Below are 17847 nucleotides of genomic sequence, written 5' to 3'. Positions count from 1 at the left end.
ATGACCAAACAACTCAAACGTATTGGTGTTTTGACCAGTGGTGGTGACGCACCGGGTATGAACGCAGCCATTCGCGCCGTGGTGCGCGCCGGTCTGCATCATGGCCTGGAAGTTTATGGCATCTATGATGGCTACCTCGGTCTGCATCAGGACAGGATCGTCAAGCTGGAGCGTCACAGCGTCTCCGACGTGGTGAACCGTGGCGGTACCTTCCTGGGTTCTGCCCGTTTCCCCGCCTTCAAAGATCCGGCCGTCCGTGCCGAAGCGATCGAAAACCTGAAAAAGCACGGCATCGATGCCTTGGTGGTGATCGGCGGTGACGGCTCCTACATGGGTGCCAAGAAGCTGACCGAAGAGGGTTTCCCTTGCATCGGCCTGCCGGGCACCATCGACAACGACATCGCCGGTACCGACTTCACCATCGGCTTTGATACCGCCCTGAACGTGGTGGTTGACGCCATCGACCGTCTGCGCGACACCTGCAGCTCCCACCACCGTATTTCAGTGGTCGAGATCATGGGTCGCCACTGCGGCGATCTGGCCATGTCTGCCGCCGTTGCTGGCGGTGCCGAGTACGTGATAGTGCCGGAAGTGGCCTTTGACAAAGAGAAGCTGCTGCAACAGATCAAGGAAGGCGAAGCCAAAGGCAAAAAACACGCCATCATCACAATCTGTGAACACGTCACCGACGTGAATGCGCTGGCCAAGGACATCGAAGCCATGACTGGCCGCGAAACCCGCGCCACCATACTGGGTCACATCCAGCGTGGCGGCTCACCGACTGCACGCGATCGCATCATGTCCAGCCGCATGGGTGCCTTCGCCGTCGAACAGCTGCTGGCGGGCCAGGGTGGCCGCTGCGTCGGGATCCAGGGCAACGAGATGGTGCACCACGACATCATCGACTGCATCGAGAACCTGAAGCGCCCGTTCGATCAGGAGCTGTACGATCTCTCCACCACCCTGTTCTAAGCCGCATGGCTTGCATCAGGTTGTTGTGACAAAAACCCTCCGCTGGAGGGTTTTTTAATCCGCCTTGTTTACCGCAGCGTCAGCAGTAAACAGCGGCATTGCATGCCAGGTTTTACTGGCACTCCGCTTTACTCTTCATCTCACTCTTCTCGTTCGCCCGCACCACTCACACAAGACTGATTGGCTCACTCGGCCACTCAAGACTGTCACCAGGGTCCGCTGACTCGCTGTACGAAGCCAGGGGGTAGCAAGCCTTCCGCTGTCGGTGGCCATACTGGGTGATTGGGAAGTGCCTCAGCGCCCCCCTGCAACGCCAACCCTTGTCACCACTCGCCCCCGCCCTTCTCCCGTATTTTTCAGGCTCTTTCCTCCTATTCTCCCCCATCACACTCTCAAGCTGTCTTGAAAACGCCACAAACCGCTCGGGGAAGAAGCTGATGGCAGCGCCGTGATTGGGCAGCGAGTTACTGATCAACGGCCAATAGGCACCTGCAAACGCCAAAAATACCGACCCGCAATGTCACTCAACCCGCATTCACAGGCGCATGGTATCGGGAAAATGTGAAATCCCTTCCCGCTGGCCCCGGCGGCTCTTTATCCCAGTGAAAGCCCACCTTTTTCATCCTTTTTATCCCTCTGACTGAAAAACAAGAAGAGTGACAATCCCCTGCAAGTGACGCCCCCCATGGCCTGCGTCCTTTCACTGAACCAAAAACTGGATATCAACACCCTATCTCTCGTCGAGACCGCCAACCCTGCTTGTGGCGACACTTTCAGGCGCAACAGGAAGCCATTTTTGCGTATAAAACTGGTCAAACCCAACAAAAGCTCCATATAAAACCCACCGAAAACATCACAACAAAAGAATATAAGCATTTGAATTTATATACAAAAACTAAAAAACAGCACGTCTCCCTCCATAGAAATGAACGGAGTGGTGATAAAACACCCTCAAAAATACAAAAACAAGGCTTAGCGACCACCAGTGCGACAATAAGCCATATAATTACATTTTGTCGTTGTGTTACTGCACAGTTATGGTATCTTGGTCCCATCAAGAGTCAGCCAAGGGAGACAAAATATGAAAGAGTTTGTTGTTACTGCCGTTTTTACCGTGTTTTTCACTCTGGTTGCCGTCTCTCTGCCGTCGCTGTCACAGCTCTGAGCCGGTTAATTATCCAGAATCCTCTATTACTGAATGACAACCATCACTTTGGCGCTGACTATTCCACCGCTTTCTGTCTTTTTTAACTGCCTCATTCGAGATGATGCCTGAAACGGAATTTAGAACGGGTTGATGCACACTAAACAAGCTGGACGTCACCGCCATCACCAACAAGGGGAGCCTCATCGCTCCCCTTGTTGCATTTTGTCAACGGGATTTACTCTTGCTCCCCTGCCCGTCACAATATCCGCTGAACTCGCCACGCAGGAATTACCATGACACAAGATGCTCTTCGCCATTGGCGTCGTGATCTTCATCGTCTGCCCGAAGCGGCCTGGTGTGAATTTCGCACCAGCTCCCTCATTGCTCACCACCTCTCAAAACTCGGATTTGAAGTCATGCTGGGGGACAAGCTGCTGGCCAGCAACCTCATCATGGGACGGGAGGTAGACGTACAAGCCCAGAAGGAGCGCGCCCTGCGTCAGGGGGCGCATCCCGACTGGCTGGCGCGCATCGAAGAGATAACGGGTGTGATGGGAGTATGGGACAGCGGTCGTCCCGGCCCGACCCTGGCCTTTCGCTTCGATATCGATGCGGTGGAAGTGGACGAGAGCCAGGATGAGCTGCATCCCCCCAGCCAGGAGGGGTGGCAGTCTCGCAACGCCGGCTGGATGCACGCCTGTGCCCACGACGGCCACACCGCCATTGGTTTGGTGCTGGCCGAGCGGATAGCAGCCCTGGCAGAGCGACTCAGCGGCCGCATCAAGCTGTTCTTCCAGCCAGCCGAAGAGGGGTGCCGTGGTGGCAAGGCACTGGCAGCCGGTGGTCAGCTCGACGATGTGGATGCCCTGCTGGCACTGCACATCGGCATTCATGCGGCCAGTGGCGAGCTGGTGGTCAATCCCACCGAGTTTCTCTGCTCAACCAAATTCGATGTGGAGTTTATGGGGCGCGCCGCCCACGCGGGTCTTGAGCCCAACGCGGGCAGCAACGCGCTGGCGGCAGCCTGTACGGCGACCACAGCCATGCTCGGCATTGCCCGACATCGCGATGGCATGACCCGCATCAACGTGGGCCAGCTCAGTGGTGGCAGCGGTCGCAACGTGATCCCGGGCCATGCCCGCCTGCAGGGAGAGACCCGTGGTGCCACCCCGGCGCTCAACGACTACATGTTCGGCCAGGTGCAGCAGGTAGTGGAAGGGGCCGCCATGATGCAGGGGGCCACCTACCTCATTCGCAAGCAGGGAGAAGCCATCGGTATCGAGAACAGCCCGGCCCTGCTCGAAGAGATAGTGCCGCTTGCTCAGGCACTCAAACTTGAGACCATCCACACCCGCCGCTTTGGCGCCAGCGAGGATGCGGGCTTTCTCATCGAGCGGGTGCAGCGTAACGGTGGCGAAGCCGCCTACCTGATCCTGGGAGCCAATCTGGCCGCGCCTCACCACCATCCGGAGTTCGACTTCGACGAAGCCGTGCTGGAACACGGTGTTGCCCTGCTCGAGTCCTGGCTGCTCAGCCGCCTCGGTACCTGATCCCCTCAAGATCACAAAAGGCAGCCTTGATGGCTGCCTGTTGTGTGTCTGGCGATCCGCGAGCTGCCCTGGTGCTTACTGCCCCAGCACTATGCTGGAGAGATGGGCGAAGTGGTGGATCTCGTGGGTCGCCTCGCACGCGGTGTCGTGACGTGCCGGATTGTACCAGCAGGTGGCCAGCCCCTGGGCCGCCGCACCGGCGATGTCGGTCTTGGGGTTGTCCCCCACCATCAACACCCGTGCAGGGCTCGGCTGCCCCATCAAGGCAAGGGTATGCTGGAAAATGGCGGCGGCCGGCTTGGTCACCTGCACTTCGTCAGAAATGACCAGCGGCTCGAACCACTCGCTCCAGCCCAGTTTGCTGAGGCGGCCGCGCTGCGGCAGGCTGAAGCCGTTGGTAATGATCCCCATCCTAACCTGGCCCTTGAGGGCCTCCAGTGTCTCGACGACCCCTTCAAGGGGCACGCTCAGGGCAATGATCTGCTGCAAGAAGGTGTCGTTCATCGCCATGGGCGCCACGTCCACCTGCTCGGCGAACAGGGAGAAACGGGTCTGCTGCAGGTGCGCTGCATCAATTTCGCCCGAATTGTACTGTTGCCACAGCCGGTGGTTGAGCGCGTGATACTCCGCCATCTTGGGGGGAGTGGGCGCCACACCGTAGATCTGCAGGGTCTGCTCCAGGGCCTGGGCGACCGGGAAATCGAGCAGTGTTTCGTCCAGATCGAACAACACCCAGTCATAACTTGGTACTTTCACGTTATTCCTTAATTTTCTTGTTCATCGAGTTCATGGCGGCGGCCCAACGGGCTGCCTAACAAGTCCAGCGTCAACCGGACCCCGAATCCGGTCACTTCGCTGCTGACCACGCCATTGCCCCCCTTGCTGCGAAAACCGCTCAAATCGAGGTGCAACCAGGGGGTCTGCTGGGGCACAAAGCGGTTGAGAAAACGGGCGGCATCGATGTGATCCGGCGACGCGCCCGGCGCACATTGTAGCAGATCGGCCCACTCGCTATCGAGGTTGTCGTCGTAGTCCTCATCAAGCGGGAAGGGCCAGATCCGCTCGCCGCTGCGCTGGCCAAGACTTATCAAGTCACAGAGCCACTGGGGCCGGTTGGTAAAGGCACCGCTGTAGCGGCTGCCCAGCGCCCGTTTGCAGGCACCGGTCAGGGTGGCGTAATCGATCAGCAGATCCGGATTGTCCTGTACCGCCATACAGAGGGTATCCGCCAGCACCATGCGCCCTTCGGCATCGGTATCCACCACCTCTATGGTGGTGCCGTTGAGCGCGGTTACCACCTCCCCCGGCCGGTAAGCCAGCGGGCCTATGTGGTTCTCTGCGATGGCGAGCCAGCAGTGCACCTCATAGGGCAGACTGGCCCGGCTGATCGCATAGAGAGCACCCAGCGCCACGGCACTGCCGCCCATGTCCAGGTGCATGCCATACATGCTGCCGGCGACCTTGAGGTTGTAGCCACCCGAGTCGTGGCAGATCCCCTTGCCCACCAGTGCCACCCGGCGCACCGGATTGGGCGGGCAGTAGCTGAGCTTGACCATGGCGGCCTGGTTGTCTTCTGAACCTCTCGCCACTGCGATGAAGGCGCCGGCGCCCCGCTCGGCCAGCTGGGCCTGATCGTACTCGAACCACTGCCACCCTTCGACCTGAGCCAACTGACGTACCCACTCCCGATAGCTGCGCGCGGTGAGATCGGAGGCTGGCGATACCGCCAGATGTCGAGCCATGCCGTTGCCTTCGGCTTCGGCGTAGATCCGCGCCAGATCCAGCACACAGCGCGGTGACACTGCAATCTGCTGATAGCGCCACTCGTCCTCGACACAGTGCTTGTGACTGGGCATGGGCACGTTCGCCGCCAGCAAACAAGCCAGTGCCAGCTCGGCCAGCAGCGCCCTGTCCCCTTCGTCAAACCCTTCAAGGTGCACCCCCATCCGCTCGATCTTGAGGCCCGCCAAGGGGACTACCCAGGATCTGGCTTGCTTGTAGAGGGCGTGATCACGTACAGGATGGCTGCCCATGAAGACCACCAGTTGCAGGCTGTTATGCTGCACCAGGCTGTAGGGAGCCTTCTGGCCCAGCGCTATCTGGGTCGCCACGGGGGCAAATTCGGGCATGGCAAGAACAGGATCACGCAACTCTTCCGCGATCAGCAACAAGTTGGCCGAGAGCCCGTTGGTCATGGCCTGACTCAGGGTGGCATCGTGAATATCGATTTGAGGGGGAAGATAAGTGAAATTTTGCATCATTGGGCAAGGCCCTCGTCCATGAAGAGATATCACTGATGATACCCAACAAAACGCGAAGACGACTAGATTTACACTTGAAAATCAATATCAAGCGTCATGATGCACTGAGGTGACGAACGGCTGGACACACAGGGAAATATAAGGAGGGGGTAATACAGAAAGAGGGAAATAACGGAAAGTTGGTTGCGGGGGCCAGATTTGAACTGACGACCTTCGGGTTATGAGCCCGACGAGCTACCGAGCTGCTCCACCCCGCGTCCTAATTGTATTGCCTTTATCACCGCGTACTACCGAGCAGAAGTAGTTCGCTGTCTTTACGTTCGCCGCTTGGCATCAGCCTCGCCATGAACACAAATAGTTGGTTGCGGGGGCCAGATTTGAACTGACGACCTTCGGGTTATGAGCCCGACGAGCTACCGAGCTGCTCCACCCCGCGTCCGAATTGTACTGCCTTATCACCGCGCACTACCGAGCAGAAGTAGCTTGCTGTCTTTACGTTCACCGCTTGGCATCAGCCACGCCATGAGCACAAATAGTTGGTTGCGGGGGCCAGATTTGAACTGACGACCTTCGGGTTATGAGCCCGACGAGCTACTCCACCCCGCGTCCGAATTGTACTGCCTTTATCACCGCGTACTACCGAGCAGAAGTAGTTCGCTGTCTTTACGTTCACCGCGTGGCATCAGCCTCGCCATGAGCACAAATAGTTGGTTGCGGGGGCCAGATTTGAACTGACGACCTTCGGGTTATGAGCCCGACGAGCTACCGAGCTGCTCCACCCCGCGTCCGAATTGTATTGCCTTTATCACCGCGTACTACCGAGCAGAAGTAGTTCGCTGTCTTTACGTTCACCGCGTGGCATCAGCCTCGCCATGAGCACAAATAGTTGGTTGCGGGGGCCAGATTTGAACTGACGACCTTCGGGTTATGAGCCCGACGAGCTACCGAGCTGCTCCACCCCGCGTCCGAATTGTATTGCCTTTATCACCGCGTACTACCGAGCAGAAGTAGTTCGCTGTCTTTACGTTCACCGCGTGGCATCAGCCTCGCCATGAGCACAAATAGTTGGTTGCGGGGGCCAGATTTGAACTGACGACCTTCGGGTTATGAGCCCGACGAGCTACCGAGCTGCTCCACCCCGCGTCCGAATTGTATTGCCTTATCACCGCACACTACCGAGCAGAAGTAGTTCGCTGTCTTTACGTTCACCGCGTGGCATCAGCCACGCCATGAGCACAAATAGTTGGTTGCGGGGGCCAGATTTGAACTGACGACCTTCGGGTTATGAGCCCGACGAGCTACCGAGCTGCTCCACCCCGCGTCCATATTTTTCCGAATTGGCCGAGCAGTAGCCAGTTCGAATTATCTTTGTCTTCAATGCGTTAATCAGCGTTTTCGACTCTGATACCCAGATGGTTGCGGGGGCCGGATTTGAACCGACGACCTTCGGGTTATGAGCCCGACGAGCTACCGAGCTGCTCCACCCCGCGTCTGAGGTCGCCAATAATAGGCGCCAGCGCTCAGATTGCAAGTAAATATCCTAAAAAAACTTCATTCGAAGGTTAAAGCGGCACAAATTGAAGGAATTTGCAACAGGACGCTGTTTTTTCAGACAAGCAGGTTTGAGGCCAGCTTGGCGCACTACACTCAAAAGGCTTGTCACTCCTCTTTTTAGGTAGCCTTATCATGCGCATATCCGCCGGTCATTGCCGTCAATTGGGGGCCACACCCGAGAACGACGGCGTCAATTTTGCCATCTGGGCCCGCCTGGCCAGTCGGGTTGAACTGCTGCTCTTCACCCGTGCCGATGATGACACCCCTGAGGTGATAGTGCTCTCCCCCCGCCTCAACCGCACCGCCTACTACTGGCACATCCATATCGAAGGCATTCCACTGGGCCAGCGCTATGCCTATCGCATCCAGGGTCCCTGGCGTCCCTACTACGGTACCCGCTTCGATGCAGACAAGGTACTGCTGGACCCCTATGGTCGCAGCATTGAGCTGGGGCCGACCTACGACCGCTGGGCTGCGGCCCGTCCCGGCAGCAACCTGGCTGTGTGTGCCAAGAACCGGGTGGTGGATACCCGCGACTATGACTGGGAAGGGGACAAGCTCCCCGCTCACTCCCTCTCCCGCTCCGTGATCTACGAGCTGCATCTGGGGGGATTTACCAAGTCGCCGAGCTCGGGGGTGGAGCCTGCCCTGCGCGGCACCTATCTTGGCCTCATCGAGAAGATCCCCTATCTGCAATCCCTCGGCATCACAGCCGTCGAGCTGCTGCCGGTGTTCCAGTTCGATCCCCAGGATGCCCCCAAGGGGCTCTCCAACTACTGGGGCTACAGCCCGATGTCGTTCTTTGCCCCCCACGCTCAATATGCCAGTGGCGGCGATCCGCTCACCGAGTTCAGGGACATGGTCAAGGCCTTGCACAGAGCCAATATAGAGGTGATCCTGGACGTGGTTTACAACCACACGGCCGAAGGGGGGGACGACGGCCCCATCTTCTCGTTTCGCGGCATAGACAACGAGGCCTACTACATCCTCGACAGCAATCAGAAGGACACCAACTATTCGGGCTGCGGCAATACCTTCAACGGTGCCCACCCAGTGGTGCTGCGCATGATCATGGACAGCCTCCACTTCTGGCGCCAGGAGATGCACGTGGATGGCTTTCGATTCGATCTGGCCGCCATACTGTCGCGGGACGAGTCCGGCATGCCGCAGGCCAATGCGCCGACCCTGCGCACCATAGACACGGATCCCCGCATCGCCGACATCAAGCTCATCGCCGAGGCCTGGGATGCGGGTGGACTTTATCAGGTGGGCAGCCTGGCCGGCGCGCGCTGGCGTGAGTGGAACGGCCAGTTCAGGGATGACGTGCGCCACTTTCTGCGCGGGGATGACAACGCCGTCACCCCCTTCGTGGAGCGACTGTGCGGCAGCCCGGATATCTATCACTATCACCACGCCGATCCGGAGAAAAGCATCAACTTCGTCACCTGTCATGACGGTTTCACCCTGTGGGACTGGGCCAGTTATGACCACAAGCACAACGAGGCCAACGGCGAGCAGAACCGGGACGGGTGCGATCACAACTTCAGCTGGAATCATGGCCATGAAGGGGTCACTGAGGATCCTCACGTCAATGCGCTGCGCATACGCCAGGCCAAGAACATGATGGTGGCCACCCTGTTGTCGGTGGGCTCCCCCATGCTGCTGATGGGGGACGAGGTGCTGCGCACCCAGCATGGCAACAACAACGGTTACTGTCAGGACAACGAAACCTGCTGGATGAACTGGCAAACCAGTACCATGGGACAGGAGATGTTCCGCTTCATGAAGGAGCTGATCCAGTATCGCAAGCACCTGTTCCAGCGACCTGAGCAGGAGAGCATGCCGCTGTCGCTGACCGAGATCCTGCGTCACAGCGAGATCTGCTGGCACGGCATCAATGCCGCCCAGCCGGACTTCAGCCCCCACTCCCACGCTATCGCCATGTCGGCACTCTCCAGCGAAACCAAGCTGGCACTCTATGTGCTGTTCAATGCCTACTGGGAGCCGCTCACCTTCAATCTGCCAAGCCCCCCCAAGGGGGTGGGTGGCTACTGGCGCCGGATCCTGGATACCGCCCTGCCCTCACCCCACGACATCTGCACCTTCGGCATGCCGCTGGAGGGACTGACCCGGGAGTATCTGGCCCAGCCGCGCAGCAGTTGCCTCTTTATCTGCGGGGCGGATGACTTCTACTAGGCACGGATTGCACTATTGCGGCCATCAAAAAGCCCACCCTGAGTGACTCGGGGTGGGCTTTTCTATTCATGCAGTGCGGTACGCTATCAGGTCAGCTGGTGCAGCACGCTGGTCGCCGCTATCTGGGCAATGACGAGGCCGCACAGGGCGGTGGAGACCACAACGGGCGCCGTCTCTTTTTGCAGGTAGATGGGACTGAACCAGAGCAGCAGGGCTGCAATCAGCAAGATGGCCTGGGTCAACACACCGGGGATCAGGGCATCAAGCGCGGCACCATTGCCCTGCCAGCCCACCAGCACGGCCAGCCAGAGCAGGCTCAGCATGGCAGCCACCAGCCCCGCCAGTGGCAGCAACAGATTGAACGCCTGCAGACGGTGGCGGGCCCGCAGCAGCATCAGGTGCGCGAAGGCCGCCCCCAGCAAGGTCATCTGCAGCAGGCCGCTCAGCCAGCCCTGGATTTGCAGCAGGCCGACCCCATAGACCAGCAGCGGCATGGCAGGCAGCCAGAGCAGGGTGGACGGGATGGCACGCTTGCCCTCCAGCCGTGACTGGGCAAGGGACAGCACTATCCCCAGGATCAGGGCGGCGCCACCGCTCCAGACGAGCCAGCTCGCCACCTTGGCCTCCACCGCCAGCATCAGTGAGAGCCCGGTGATCACCCAGATGGAGAAGAGCTGGGCCGTGATCCGCGAGCGCTGGCCCGGGCAGAGATCACCGCGCCACAACACTATGCCGAGGGCAATGAGGGCCCCCAGCGCCATCAAACCTGTCAGGGGAAAAAGCCAAAAAGGGAGTTGGACGAACATGACGCCTCCAGCAGCAAAGATTCGGGATGCGCCTGTGGGGCGCCAGAAGAGAAGGGGCCGAGTATACCCAAACCCAGCCCCGTCCCCAATCTCTGCAAGCGCCTTGCGAGGGATTTGACGCTCAGCGCCATCGGGATGACAAGGCGGGATCACACTTGGCCGGCATCATTGGACGCCGGCCAGCACAGACCATCAGCCCTGACCGCGCGCCAGTGCCACCACCTTGGCAAACATCTGCCGGATCACAGGCGGTATATGCTCGCCCCCCAGGCGCTCAGCCTCCTCCACCACCGCCAGCGCCATGCCAGGCTTGCTGCGATGATGAATGGCCTTGTTGATGATGCGCCCGGCATTGAGGGTCGAGCGGCCACCGACCCCGGCCTCGCGCCGAAACACAGCTTCGAAGCCGTTGTGATAGAGGTAGTGCTCGATATCAGCCGCCGGCAACTGGGTCAGCCGGTCTCGCTCCCGCTCCCCCTTGAGCAGCGCCCGGGCCGAGGTGGCGTATTTGATCCCCGCCTCGTCACCGTCGGTGAGCAGATGCCACTCGATGCCAAAGTCGCGCGCCACCTTGATGAGAGGCGACTGACCGCACTGGGCAAATTCGATGATGCGTACCCCTTCCGCCCGCAGGCTGTAACCACAGATCTGGGCCAGCTCGGAGAGCAGCCAGATCTCGGTCTCTCCCTCCACCAACAGCCAGCAACGGGCAAACATCGACATGGGGCGGTTGATGCGCACATGGAAGGCAATCTTGCGCAAGTCATCGCTGCTGTAACGCTCGCCCCCCAGCTGATGACAGACGATGTCCTGCTGGCGGCGCACCAGACGGCGCACCTGATTCAGAGGCAGGGAGGAGAGCAGGTCACCCGAATTGGTGGTCAGCAGCTTCTGGCCCGGCAGGTGCTCCAGCAGTCCCCAGGCCAGCGCCATCATGGTGGGGTGCAGGCGACTCTCGGGGTCTTCCAGGATCATGATGGGCCGCGCCCCCTGTTCCAGCTCGCGGTTGCCACGGGCGTTGAGCAGGGTGGCTGCCATGCCTGCCATCGCCAGTTGCAGCGCCCGGTTGTCGGCATTGCGCAGCAGCGTCTGCAGATTGCCGGGATTGCGCAGTGTCATGGGGCGATTGACGATGTCCCGCTGGCTGCGAGGCTTGTGCTTCATGGGGGCAAGGGCGTTGAAGTAGTGATCCATCAGCTGGCGCACGGCCTGCAGCGCCTCTTTCAGCTCAGCCTCACCGATGCGCTGGGGTTCGTCGATGAGCTTGTCGGCGAGCTGGCTTAACCGGTTCTGTGACAAATCCCCCCACTGCAACATCTCGACCCCGTTGCGTGCGGTGCGGGCATCCCGCAGCCGGAACACAGGGTTCATGGTGATCAGCAGGCAGACCAGTTCATGGGCATTGTCGATGGGCAGGCTCTTGCCTATGCCGTCGAGAAAATCATGGGTGGTGAGCACGGAACCATCGGCCTGCAATTCGGCACTGGCTCGGTAGTGAATGCGGTGGAATTTGTCTTTGTGCTTGACCCAGGAGGCGCCAAGACGGGCAAGGCGATGGGAGTGCAGACACATCTGGGGTCTGTGTTCACTGAAGGTGAGCACCAGTTGCAGATGACGGGCGGGTGCGAGCTCGGGATCTTCCGGTTGGTGAAAATCATCGCTGCTGAACTGATAGGGTTCGGCATCCTGCCCCAACAGACACCAGAGGGCGCGCAGCAGGCTGGATTTGCCCCAGGCGTTCTCACCGATGAGAACCGTGGTGTTATCCAGCCCGAGCGAGAGGCGATTTATCCCGCGAAAACCTTTGACTTCAATGCGTTCCAGAAACATGCAGCCATATCCAATCCATTCAGATGGCGCAATAGTGGCAAAGTTGCCGGAAAAAACCTATCGGGTCGTATCGATTTTCAGCGGGAACTGTGAGGCACTACGGGTTCGGGAGGGGTGGGAATACAGGTGCGATCTTGGGGAGCATTCCAGTGGCTGAACCAAAGGTGACGAGTACGGGTCTGGCGTTTGCGATAATTCAATGGGCATTCCTTTCAATGGGTAAGTGGCAGATGGTACACCTCTTTTGCCCAGAGTCTCAGCGTTATCTGTGACGAGAAGATGACAATTGTGTACGCCACTGTCCTGGGGTGAGACCAAACGCCTCGCGAAAACGATTGCCAAAATGCGCCTGGGAGGAGAAACCGCACAGGATGGCAATGCTGGCCAGGGAGTCGGATCCTGCCAGCAACTGCTTGGCCCGTTTGAGCCGCAGCCCAAGCAGATAGCGATGGGGCGGACACCCCAGACTCTGGCCAAACATGCGGGCGAAGTGATATTCGCTGAGGCTCGCCTGCTGTGCCAGCTCAGCCAGGGTAACCGGCTCGGCCAGATGGGCTTGCAGGTACTCCTGCACCCGCCGGATCACCCCGGGTGCCAGGCCGCCACGCACCTCGGGCAGGCTCGGCGCCTCCCGTGTATGGTGGCGGTAGGCGTGCAGCATCAGCATCCAAGCGCCGTGGGAGAGCGCCATACGGTCGACGCAGTGCTGCCACTCCAGCTTCATCAGCTGTGTCTGTACCAGCACGGATGCCTGGGGGTCATCGATGAAAGTCTTGTCTTCCAGCAGCAGATGGCGCCCCTCCTTGTCGCAGGCCTGTTCGGCGATGCGGGTGAGGTGGGCCGGCGTGAAGTAGAGGTGGAAAAAGCGGAACTCTTCGCGCACCAGCCACTCGGATCTGTGGTGATCCGGCATGATGCACACCTTGCCGGTGCCACCATGGCCGCCGGGACCATCGAGGCGCTCAGTCTGCTCGCCCCCTTGCAAATAGACGCTCAGGGTATGGTGACCCGGCTTGTGATAGCGGGTCTGATCGTAGCAGTTGCGCCAGCTGGCCACCCCAAGGCCAGGCTCCAGCCAGCAGGAGTCTTCCAGCCGCGCTCCCGTGCTGACCAGTGCATCGAATACGCCCGCCTGTCTTATCTGTTGCACCTTGCTGCCTCGCCCATCATGCCTTACGGCCATCTTACCGCGCCGCTGGGCCAAACGCTGCGGCCCGGCTGAAATAACCGCAAGATGGTGCAAGCCAGTCGCTCCGGCCCGCCCCATGCTGTGGTTCATCCCATTCCCACTTCACCGGATGTGTTATGAATCTCCTGCTCTATCTTGCCACCGTCCTTATCTGGGGCAGCACCTGGATCGCTATCGCCTGGCAGCTCGGCCCCATTCCCATCGAGGTGTCCGTGCTCTATCGCTTCCTGCTGGCTGCGCTGGCGCTGTTTGCCCTGCTCACCGTCAGCGGCCGTTTCCCCCGCCTGCCCTGGGCGGGCCAGCGCTACGCGGCCCTGCTCGGCGCCCTGCTCTTTTCCACCAACTTTCTCTGCTTCTATCACGCCACCCTCTACATACCGAGTGGCCTGTCGGCGGTGATCTTCGCCAGTGCCAGCATCTTCAACGGCCTCAATCTCTGGCTGTTCGAGGGCAAACGCCCCAACTTGCGCTGGCTGCAAGGATCCTTGCTGGGATTGTTGGGCACACTGTTGCTGTTCTGGCCCGTGCTGGCGGATGCGCAACTGGGTGCAAACGGCTGGAAGGGGTTGCTGCTGGCCTGTGGCGGCACCCTCTGCTTCTCGCTGGGCAACCTGGTCTCTGCCCGCGGCCAGCGTCACGGCTATCACGTGCTGCAACTGGTGCCCTGGGGCATGGTATACGGCGTCGTGCTGTTGCTGGGCTGGGTCACCCTGCTCGGCCAATCCCTGACCATACCGACCGACGGCCATTATCTGGCGGCCATGGTCTATCTCGCCCTGTTCGGCTCTGTCATCGCCTTCACTGCCTACCTCACACTGGTGGGCAGGATTGGCGCCAGCAAGGCCTCCTACGCCACAGTACTGTTCCCGCTGGTCGCGCTCACGCTCTCGACGTTTTATGAGGGGTTTGTCTGGCAGACGGTCTCAGTGGTGGGCGTTGTGATCAGCTTGCTCGGCAATCTAGTGATCTTCGCCCCACCCGTGCGGGAGTGGCGCTGGCGGCCTGCCAAGGCGGTGAACGACACTTGCTCCTGACGCCATCAGCCCCTAAGGTAACGCCATTCGATATACGGTGAGACACCAGGGGCCCTAATGTTACTGGAAGGATTGGAGACACTCAGCCTGCTGGCAAGCGAGGGCACCATGGCCAAGGTGGCCAGCCGCCTCTACATCAGCCAGTCGGCGGTGAGCAAGCGCATTGCCCAGCTGGAGCTGCGCCTTGGCAAGAAGCTGATCGAGCCGGATGGCCGCCAGATCCGGCTCACTCCCCAGGCGCGGGAGCTGCTCGACCGGGTGGCCCCGAGTCTCGCCGAGATGAAGGGGGTGCTGGCCGACAGCCTGACCCTCACCGATCTTACTCCCCTGCCGATCGCCTGCTCCGAAACCCTGCTGGCGGGCTACCTCGCCCGCTTCATGCACGACTATCTGGGCCGCGATCCCCATATTGCCCTCTCCACCCATCACACCCCGGTGATCCTGGCGCGGGTGCGCAGTGGCGACGCCCTGCTCGGCATCTGTGCCGGACGCCTGCCTCCCGGCCATGGTCTGGGAGCCGAGCTATTGCTGGAGGAGCCCTTCTATCTGGTGGGGGACGATCAGCATGAGGCGCCTTCGGCAGATCAGCGCAAGATCCTGACCATGGATCTGGAGAACCCCTCCAACCGCTACCTGCGCGAGCCGCTGGCGCAATTGGGGTTGGTGCCAGCCATGGAGCTGGACTCCTATCTGGCGCTGATAGAACTCGCCAAGGCAGGCATAGGCCCGGTGCTGCTGCCGGCAGGTCTGCTGGCACTGGTGGGAGAACAGGGGGAAACGGCTCGCCCCTTGCCTGGGCTGGGGCGCCCTTTGCATCTGGTCTATCGCCAGAGCAGTCTGAAGCGGGAACGCATTGCGCAGCTGGTGAGTGCGCTGCGCAGGCACTTTCATCATTTCAGCGGGCCGAGTCAATAACCCCGTGCAAGCAGTAGAGAGCACGGGTTGATAAGCAGATCTGCCGTTTCACTGGATCCAGGCAAACAGCTCGGGATACTGGCTCCACATCAATTTGGCTGACATCAGCACAGAGACGGTTACCAGCAGGGGCTTGATGAGCTTGACCCCTTTCTTCAGCACCAGTCTGGAGCCAACACGGGCACCGATAAACTGCCCCAGCGCCATGCAGAAACCAACGCTCCACACCACCTTGCCACCCAGGGCAAAAAACAGCAGGGAGGCAAGGTTGGAAGTTAAGTTCAGGAGCTTGGTGTGTGCTGTGGCCCGCGCCATGCCAAAACCCGCCAGCGCCACAAAGCCGATGGCAAAAAACGACCCTGTGCCCGGGCCGAAGAAGCCGTCATAAAAGCCCACTCCGCCCCCCACCAGCAGCGCAAACACCATGGGGGTCAGGCGGCGTGCGCTCTCTGCATCACTCACTCTGGGGGAGAAAAAGAAGTAGCAGGCAAACGCCATCAGCAGGAAGGGCAAGAGCCGTTCCAGAATGGCGGCGTCTATGGTCTGCACCGCCAGGGTGCCAATGGCGGCACCGATAAAGGTGCAGATCACCGCAGGCCAGATCATGGCCCACTCCAGCAGCCCCTTGCGGGCATAAAACCAGGTGGCCGAGAAGGAGCCAAAACTGCTCTGCAGTTTGTTGGTGCCCAGTACCAGCGCCGGCGACATGCCGGTCGCCAGCAGGGCGGGGACGGTCAAGAGACCACCGCCGCCGGCAATGGCATCGATAAAGCCGGCAATCAGCGCCACCCCGAACAGAGCGAGCAGGGTAAACAGTTCCAATTCCATCCATAGACCTCGCGAGACAGGGTTGCCCGCAAAAGAGGGGCCCTTGTTGAATTTGCTGTGTAAACAAGCCGGACAAGCTGACTTGGCCGCTATCCTAAAGGCCATGGGCTCATGAGGCTAACGAAACAGTGGCAGCCAATTGATTCCATATTTTCATCAGTTTTATTCGTCTCACCCTGTTTTCCCCTTCCCCGCCATCAGGCGGCGCTATCAGGCGGCGCTATCAGCCAGCGCCTCAGCTGGTACGCCGCCCTTTATCGCAACCAACGCCTGTTGCAGCTGCACTTCATCCTCACCGGGTGTGCGGCTGACACGGCCCGCCATGTAGCGACGGCTGAACAGATTGAACCAGAGCTGCAACGCCTGTCCGGCTTGCAGCTGACCGGCCACCTCCAGCACACAGGCCGCCACTTCCGCAGTACAGAGGTGTTCGTCGCAATTGGCGACCCGCATGCCATAGGTGGAGAGTGCATCCGGCTTTACCGCCAGCACGGGAAAGCCATCCAGATAAGGGCTCATGTTGAACATCTTGCGCGCCTCGGGCCAGGTGCCATCCAGCAGGATGAAGAGCGGCTTCTTGCCGGGGGCGAGCATGACCTGTTCGGTCACTCGCGCCGGGTTTTTCTCGCACGCGGGAAACACCACATAGGGCTGCCAGACGGGATCGGCCAGCAGTGCCAGCAACTCTGGATGGGGCTGGGTGCGCTTCCAGAGAAAGGCCCAGGTGGTATCCGGCAGGACGTCGGCGATGAGGCGACCCGTGTTGGAGGGTTTCATGGGCTCGCTGTCATACATCAGCAGGCAGAAGCCGGCCTCGGCCTTGAGCTCTGGCCGCCATTCACAGGCGCACCAGTCAGAGCGCAACTGGCATGCCTCGCAGCGGGGCACAGTGCCACCACGGGCGAGAAAAGGACGGGTGGAGATGCTCTTGCGCCATACGCGCAGGCGATTGACGGCGTGATCTGGGATTGGCTTCATGGGGGCGCGGCTCTGGCGGTGCACATTGCGGGAAAAAAGGGGGCAGATTGTAACGAGCCGTCCGCCGCGCAGCAAGGCCCCCCATCCGGGGCAAGCCGGGGTGCCACACCTCTCTATACTTGGTCGTCAACCCATGCGCCCACGCATGGGACACAGGAGGAAGACGATGGCAGAACAAGATATGGCAAGAGAACATGCCCTGGCGGAAGGCACGGCCTTCACCTGGCACGAGCTCTATGTTCCGGACGCCGAGGCCGGGATCCGCTTTTACACGGAAGTGCTCGGCTGGGAGAGCCAGACCATGGCCATGGAGGGAGGCAACTACCCCATGCTGGTCGTCAATGGCAGACCTGTAGCCGGGGTCCAGACGACCCGTGACAATCCCGATATGGCCGGCGTACCGCCCCACTGGGCAACCTACATAGCAGTGGATGACGTGGACGCCAGGGTGGCCAAGGTCAGCCAGCATGGAGGATCCGTGGTGGTGCCGGCCCTGAATATCCCGGAAGTCGGGCGCATGGCCCTGATTGCCGATCCACAAGGGGCACATATCTGGCTGTTCACCCCTGCTCCCATGTGATCTGGAC

General features: G+C 60.2%; 13 protein-coding genes and 8 tRNA genes. 6 read left to right on the top strand and 15 right to left on the bottom strand.

Annotation, left to right across the window (positions count from 1 at the left end):
- Both pfkA and AACX78_RS11940 read left to right on the top strand, forming a co-directional pair.
- Positions 1-972, top strand: a complete 972-nt coding sequence (gene pfkA / locus AACX78_RS11945) for a 6-phosphofructokinase (RefSeq protein ID WP_005311131.1) — start codon at positions 1-3, stop codon at positions 970-972.
- 1440 nt (positions 973-2412) lie between these two features.
- Complete coding sequence (locus AACX78_RS11940) at positions 2413-3669, top strand: amidohydrolase (RefSeq protein ID WP_159166323.1); 1257 nt, start codon at positions 2413-2415, stop codon at positions 3667-3669.
- Between the two features lie 75 nt (positions 3670-3744).
- Here AACX78_RS11940 and yjjG read toward each other — a convergent pair whose 3' ends face one another.
- From yjjG to AACX78_RS11890, 10 genes are all read right to left on the bottom strand, one after another.
- The gene (gene yjjG, locus AACX78_RS11935; RefSeq protein WP_159166322.1) at positions 3745-4425 is read right to left on the bottom strand and encodes a pyrimidine 5'-nucleotidase; all 681 of its coding nucleotides are present in this window, start codon (positions 4423-4425) and stop codon (positions 3745-3747) included.
- An 8-nt stretch (positions 4426-4433) separates the two neighbouring features.
- A complete protein-coding gene (locus AACX78_RS11930) occupies positions 4434-5930 on the bottom strand; it encodes a M17 family metallopeptidase (RefSeq protein WP_005311105.1) in 1497 nt (498 codons plus the stop codon).
- A gap of 180 nt (positions 5931-6110) precedes the next feature.
- Positions 6111-6187: transfer RNA gene (locus tag AACX78_RS11925), tRNA-Met, on the bottom strand.
- Between the two features lie 102 nt (positions 6188-6289).
- Positions 6290-6366: transfer RNA gene (locus AACX78_RS11920), tRNA-Met, on the bottom strand.
- Positions 6367-6467: 101 nt separating this feature from the next.
- A tRNA-Met gene (locus tag AACX78_RS11915) sits at positions 6468-6536 on the bottom strand.
- Positions 6537-6638: 102 nt separating this feature from the next.
- Positions 6639-6715, bottom strand: a tRNA-Met gene (locus AACX78_RS11910).
- Positions 6716-6817: 102 nt separating this feature from the next.
- Positions 6818-6894, bottom strand: a tRNA-Met gene (locus AACX78_RS11905).
- A gap of 102 nt (positions 6895-6996) precedes the next feature.
- Positions 6997-7073, bottom strand: a tRNA-Met gene (locus tag AACX78_RS11900).
- A 101-nt stretch (positions 7074-7174) separates the two neighbouring features.
- Positions 7175-7251: transfer RNA gene (locus AACX78_RS11895), tRNA-Met, on the bottom strand.
- A gap of 92 nt (positions 7252-7343) precedes the next feature.
- Positions 7344-7420, bottom strand: a tRNA-Met gene (locus tag AACX78_RS11890).
- Between the two features lie 196 nt (positions 7421-7616).
- On the opposite strand from AACX78_RS11890, the gene glgX reads away from it, so the two are divergent.
- Positions 7617-9680 carry a glycogen debranching protein GlgX gene (gene glgX, locus AACX78_RS11885; protein WP_159166321.1) on the top strand — a complete coding sequence of 688 codons (2064 nt, stop codon included), beginning with the start codon at positions 7617-7619 and terminating at the stop codon, positions 9678-9680.
- A gap of 86 nt (positions 9681-9766) precedes the next feature.
- Here glgX and AACX78_RS11880 read toward each other — a convergent pair whose 3' ends face one another.
- The 3 genes from AACX78_RS11880 to AACX78_RS11870 form a co-directional block, all read right to left on the bottom strand.
- On the bottom strand, positions 9767-10486 hold the full coding sequence (locus tag AACX78_RS11880) for a hypothetical protein (RefSeq protein ID WP_017412051.1): 720 nt from the start codon (positions 10484-10486) through the stop codon (positions 9767-9769).
- A 192-nt stretch (positions 10487-10678) separates the two neighbouring features.
- Positions 10679-12316: an ATP-dependent endonuclease gene (locus AACX78_RS11875; RefSeq protein WP_005311094.1), complete on the bottom strand. Its 1638-nt coding sequence runs from the start codon at positions 12314-12316 to the stop codon at positions 10679-10681.
- A gap of 262 nt (positions 12317-12578) precedes the next feature.
- Positions 12579-13499 (bottom strand): helix-turn-helix domain-containing protein, encoded by a 921-nt coding sequence (locus AACX78_RS11870; RefSeq protein ID WP_407704460.1) that lies wholly within the window; start codon positions 13497-13499, stop codon positions 12579-12581.
- Between the two features lie 122 nt (positions 13500-13621).
- Between AACX78_RS11870 and AACX78_RS11865 the strand changes: the two genes are divergently transcribed.
- Positions 13622-14539 carry a DMT family transporter gene (locus AACX78_RS11865; protein ID WP_159166319.1) on the top strand — a complete coding sequence of 306 codons (918 nt, stop codon included), beginning with the start codon at positions 13622-13624 and terminating at the stop codon, positions 14537-14539.
- A gap of 57 nt (positions 14540-14596) precedes the next feature.
- The gene (locus AACX78_RS11860; protein ID WP_159166318.1) at positions 14597-15454 is read left to right on the top strand and encodes a LysR family transcriptional regulator; all 858 of its coding nucleotides are present in this window, start codon (positions 14597-14599) and stop codon (positions 15452-15454) included.
- Between the two features lie 48 nt (positions 15455-15502).
- Here the strand turns inward: AACX78_RS11860 and AACX78_RS11855 are convergent, their stop codons facing one another.
- On the bottom strand, positions 15503-16282 hold the full coding sequence (locus tag AACX78_RS11855; RefSeq protein ID WP_159166317.1) for a TSUP family transporter: 780 nt from the start codon (positions 16280-16282) through the stop codon (positions 15503-15505).
- A gap of 210 nt (positions 16283-16492) precedes the next feature.
- A complete protein-coding gene (locus AACX78_RS11850; protein ID WP_159166316.1) occupies positions 16493-17260 on the bottom strand; it encodes a tRNA-uridine aminocarboxypropyltransferase in 768 nt (255 codons plus the stop codon).
- Positions 17261-17426: 166 nt separating this feature from the next.
- On the opposite strand from AACX78_RS11850, the gene AACX78_RS11845 reads away from it, so the two are divergent.
- Entirely contained in the window at positions 17427-17840 is a 414-nt protein-coding gene (locus AACX78_RS11845; RefSeq protein WP_159166315.1) for a VOC family protein, read from the top strand.
- Positions 17841-17847 lie beyond the last annotated feature (7 nt).

The organism is Aeromonas sp. 9A, from assembly GCF_963900955.1.
GTDB lineage: Bacteria > Pseudomonadota > Gammaproteobacteria > Enterobacterales > Aeromonadaceae > Aeromonas > Aeromonas salmonicida.
This window is presented reverse-complemented; position numbering and strand designations above follow the sequence as displayed.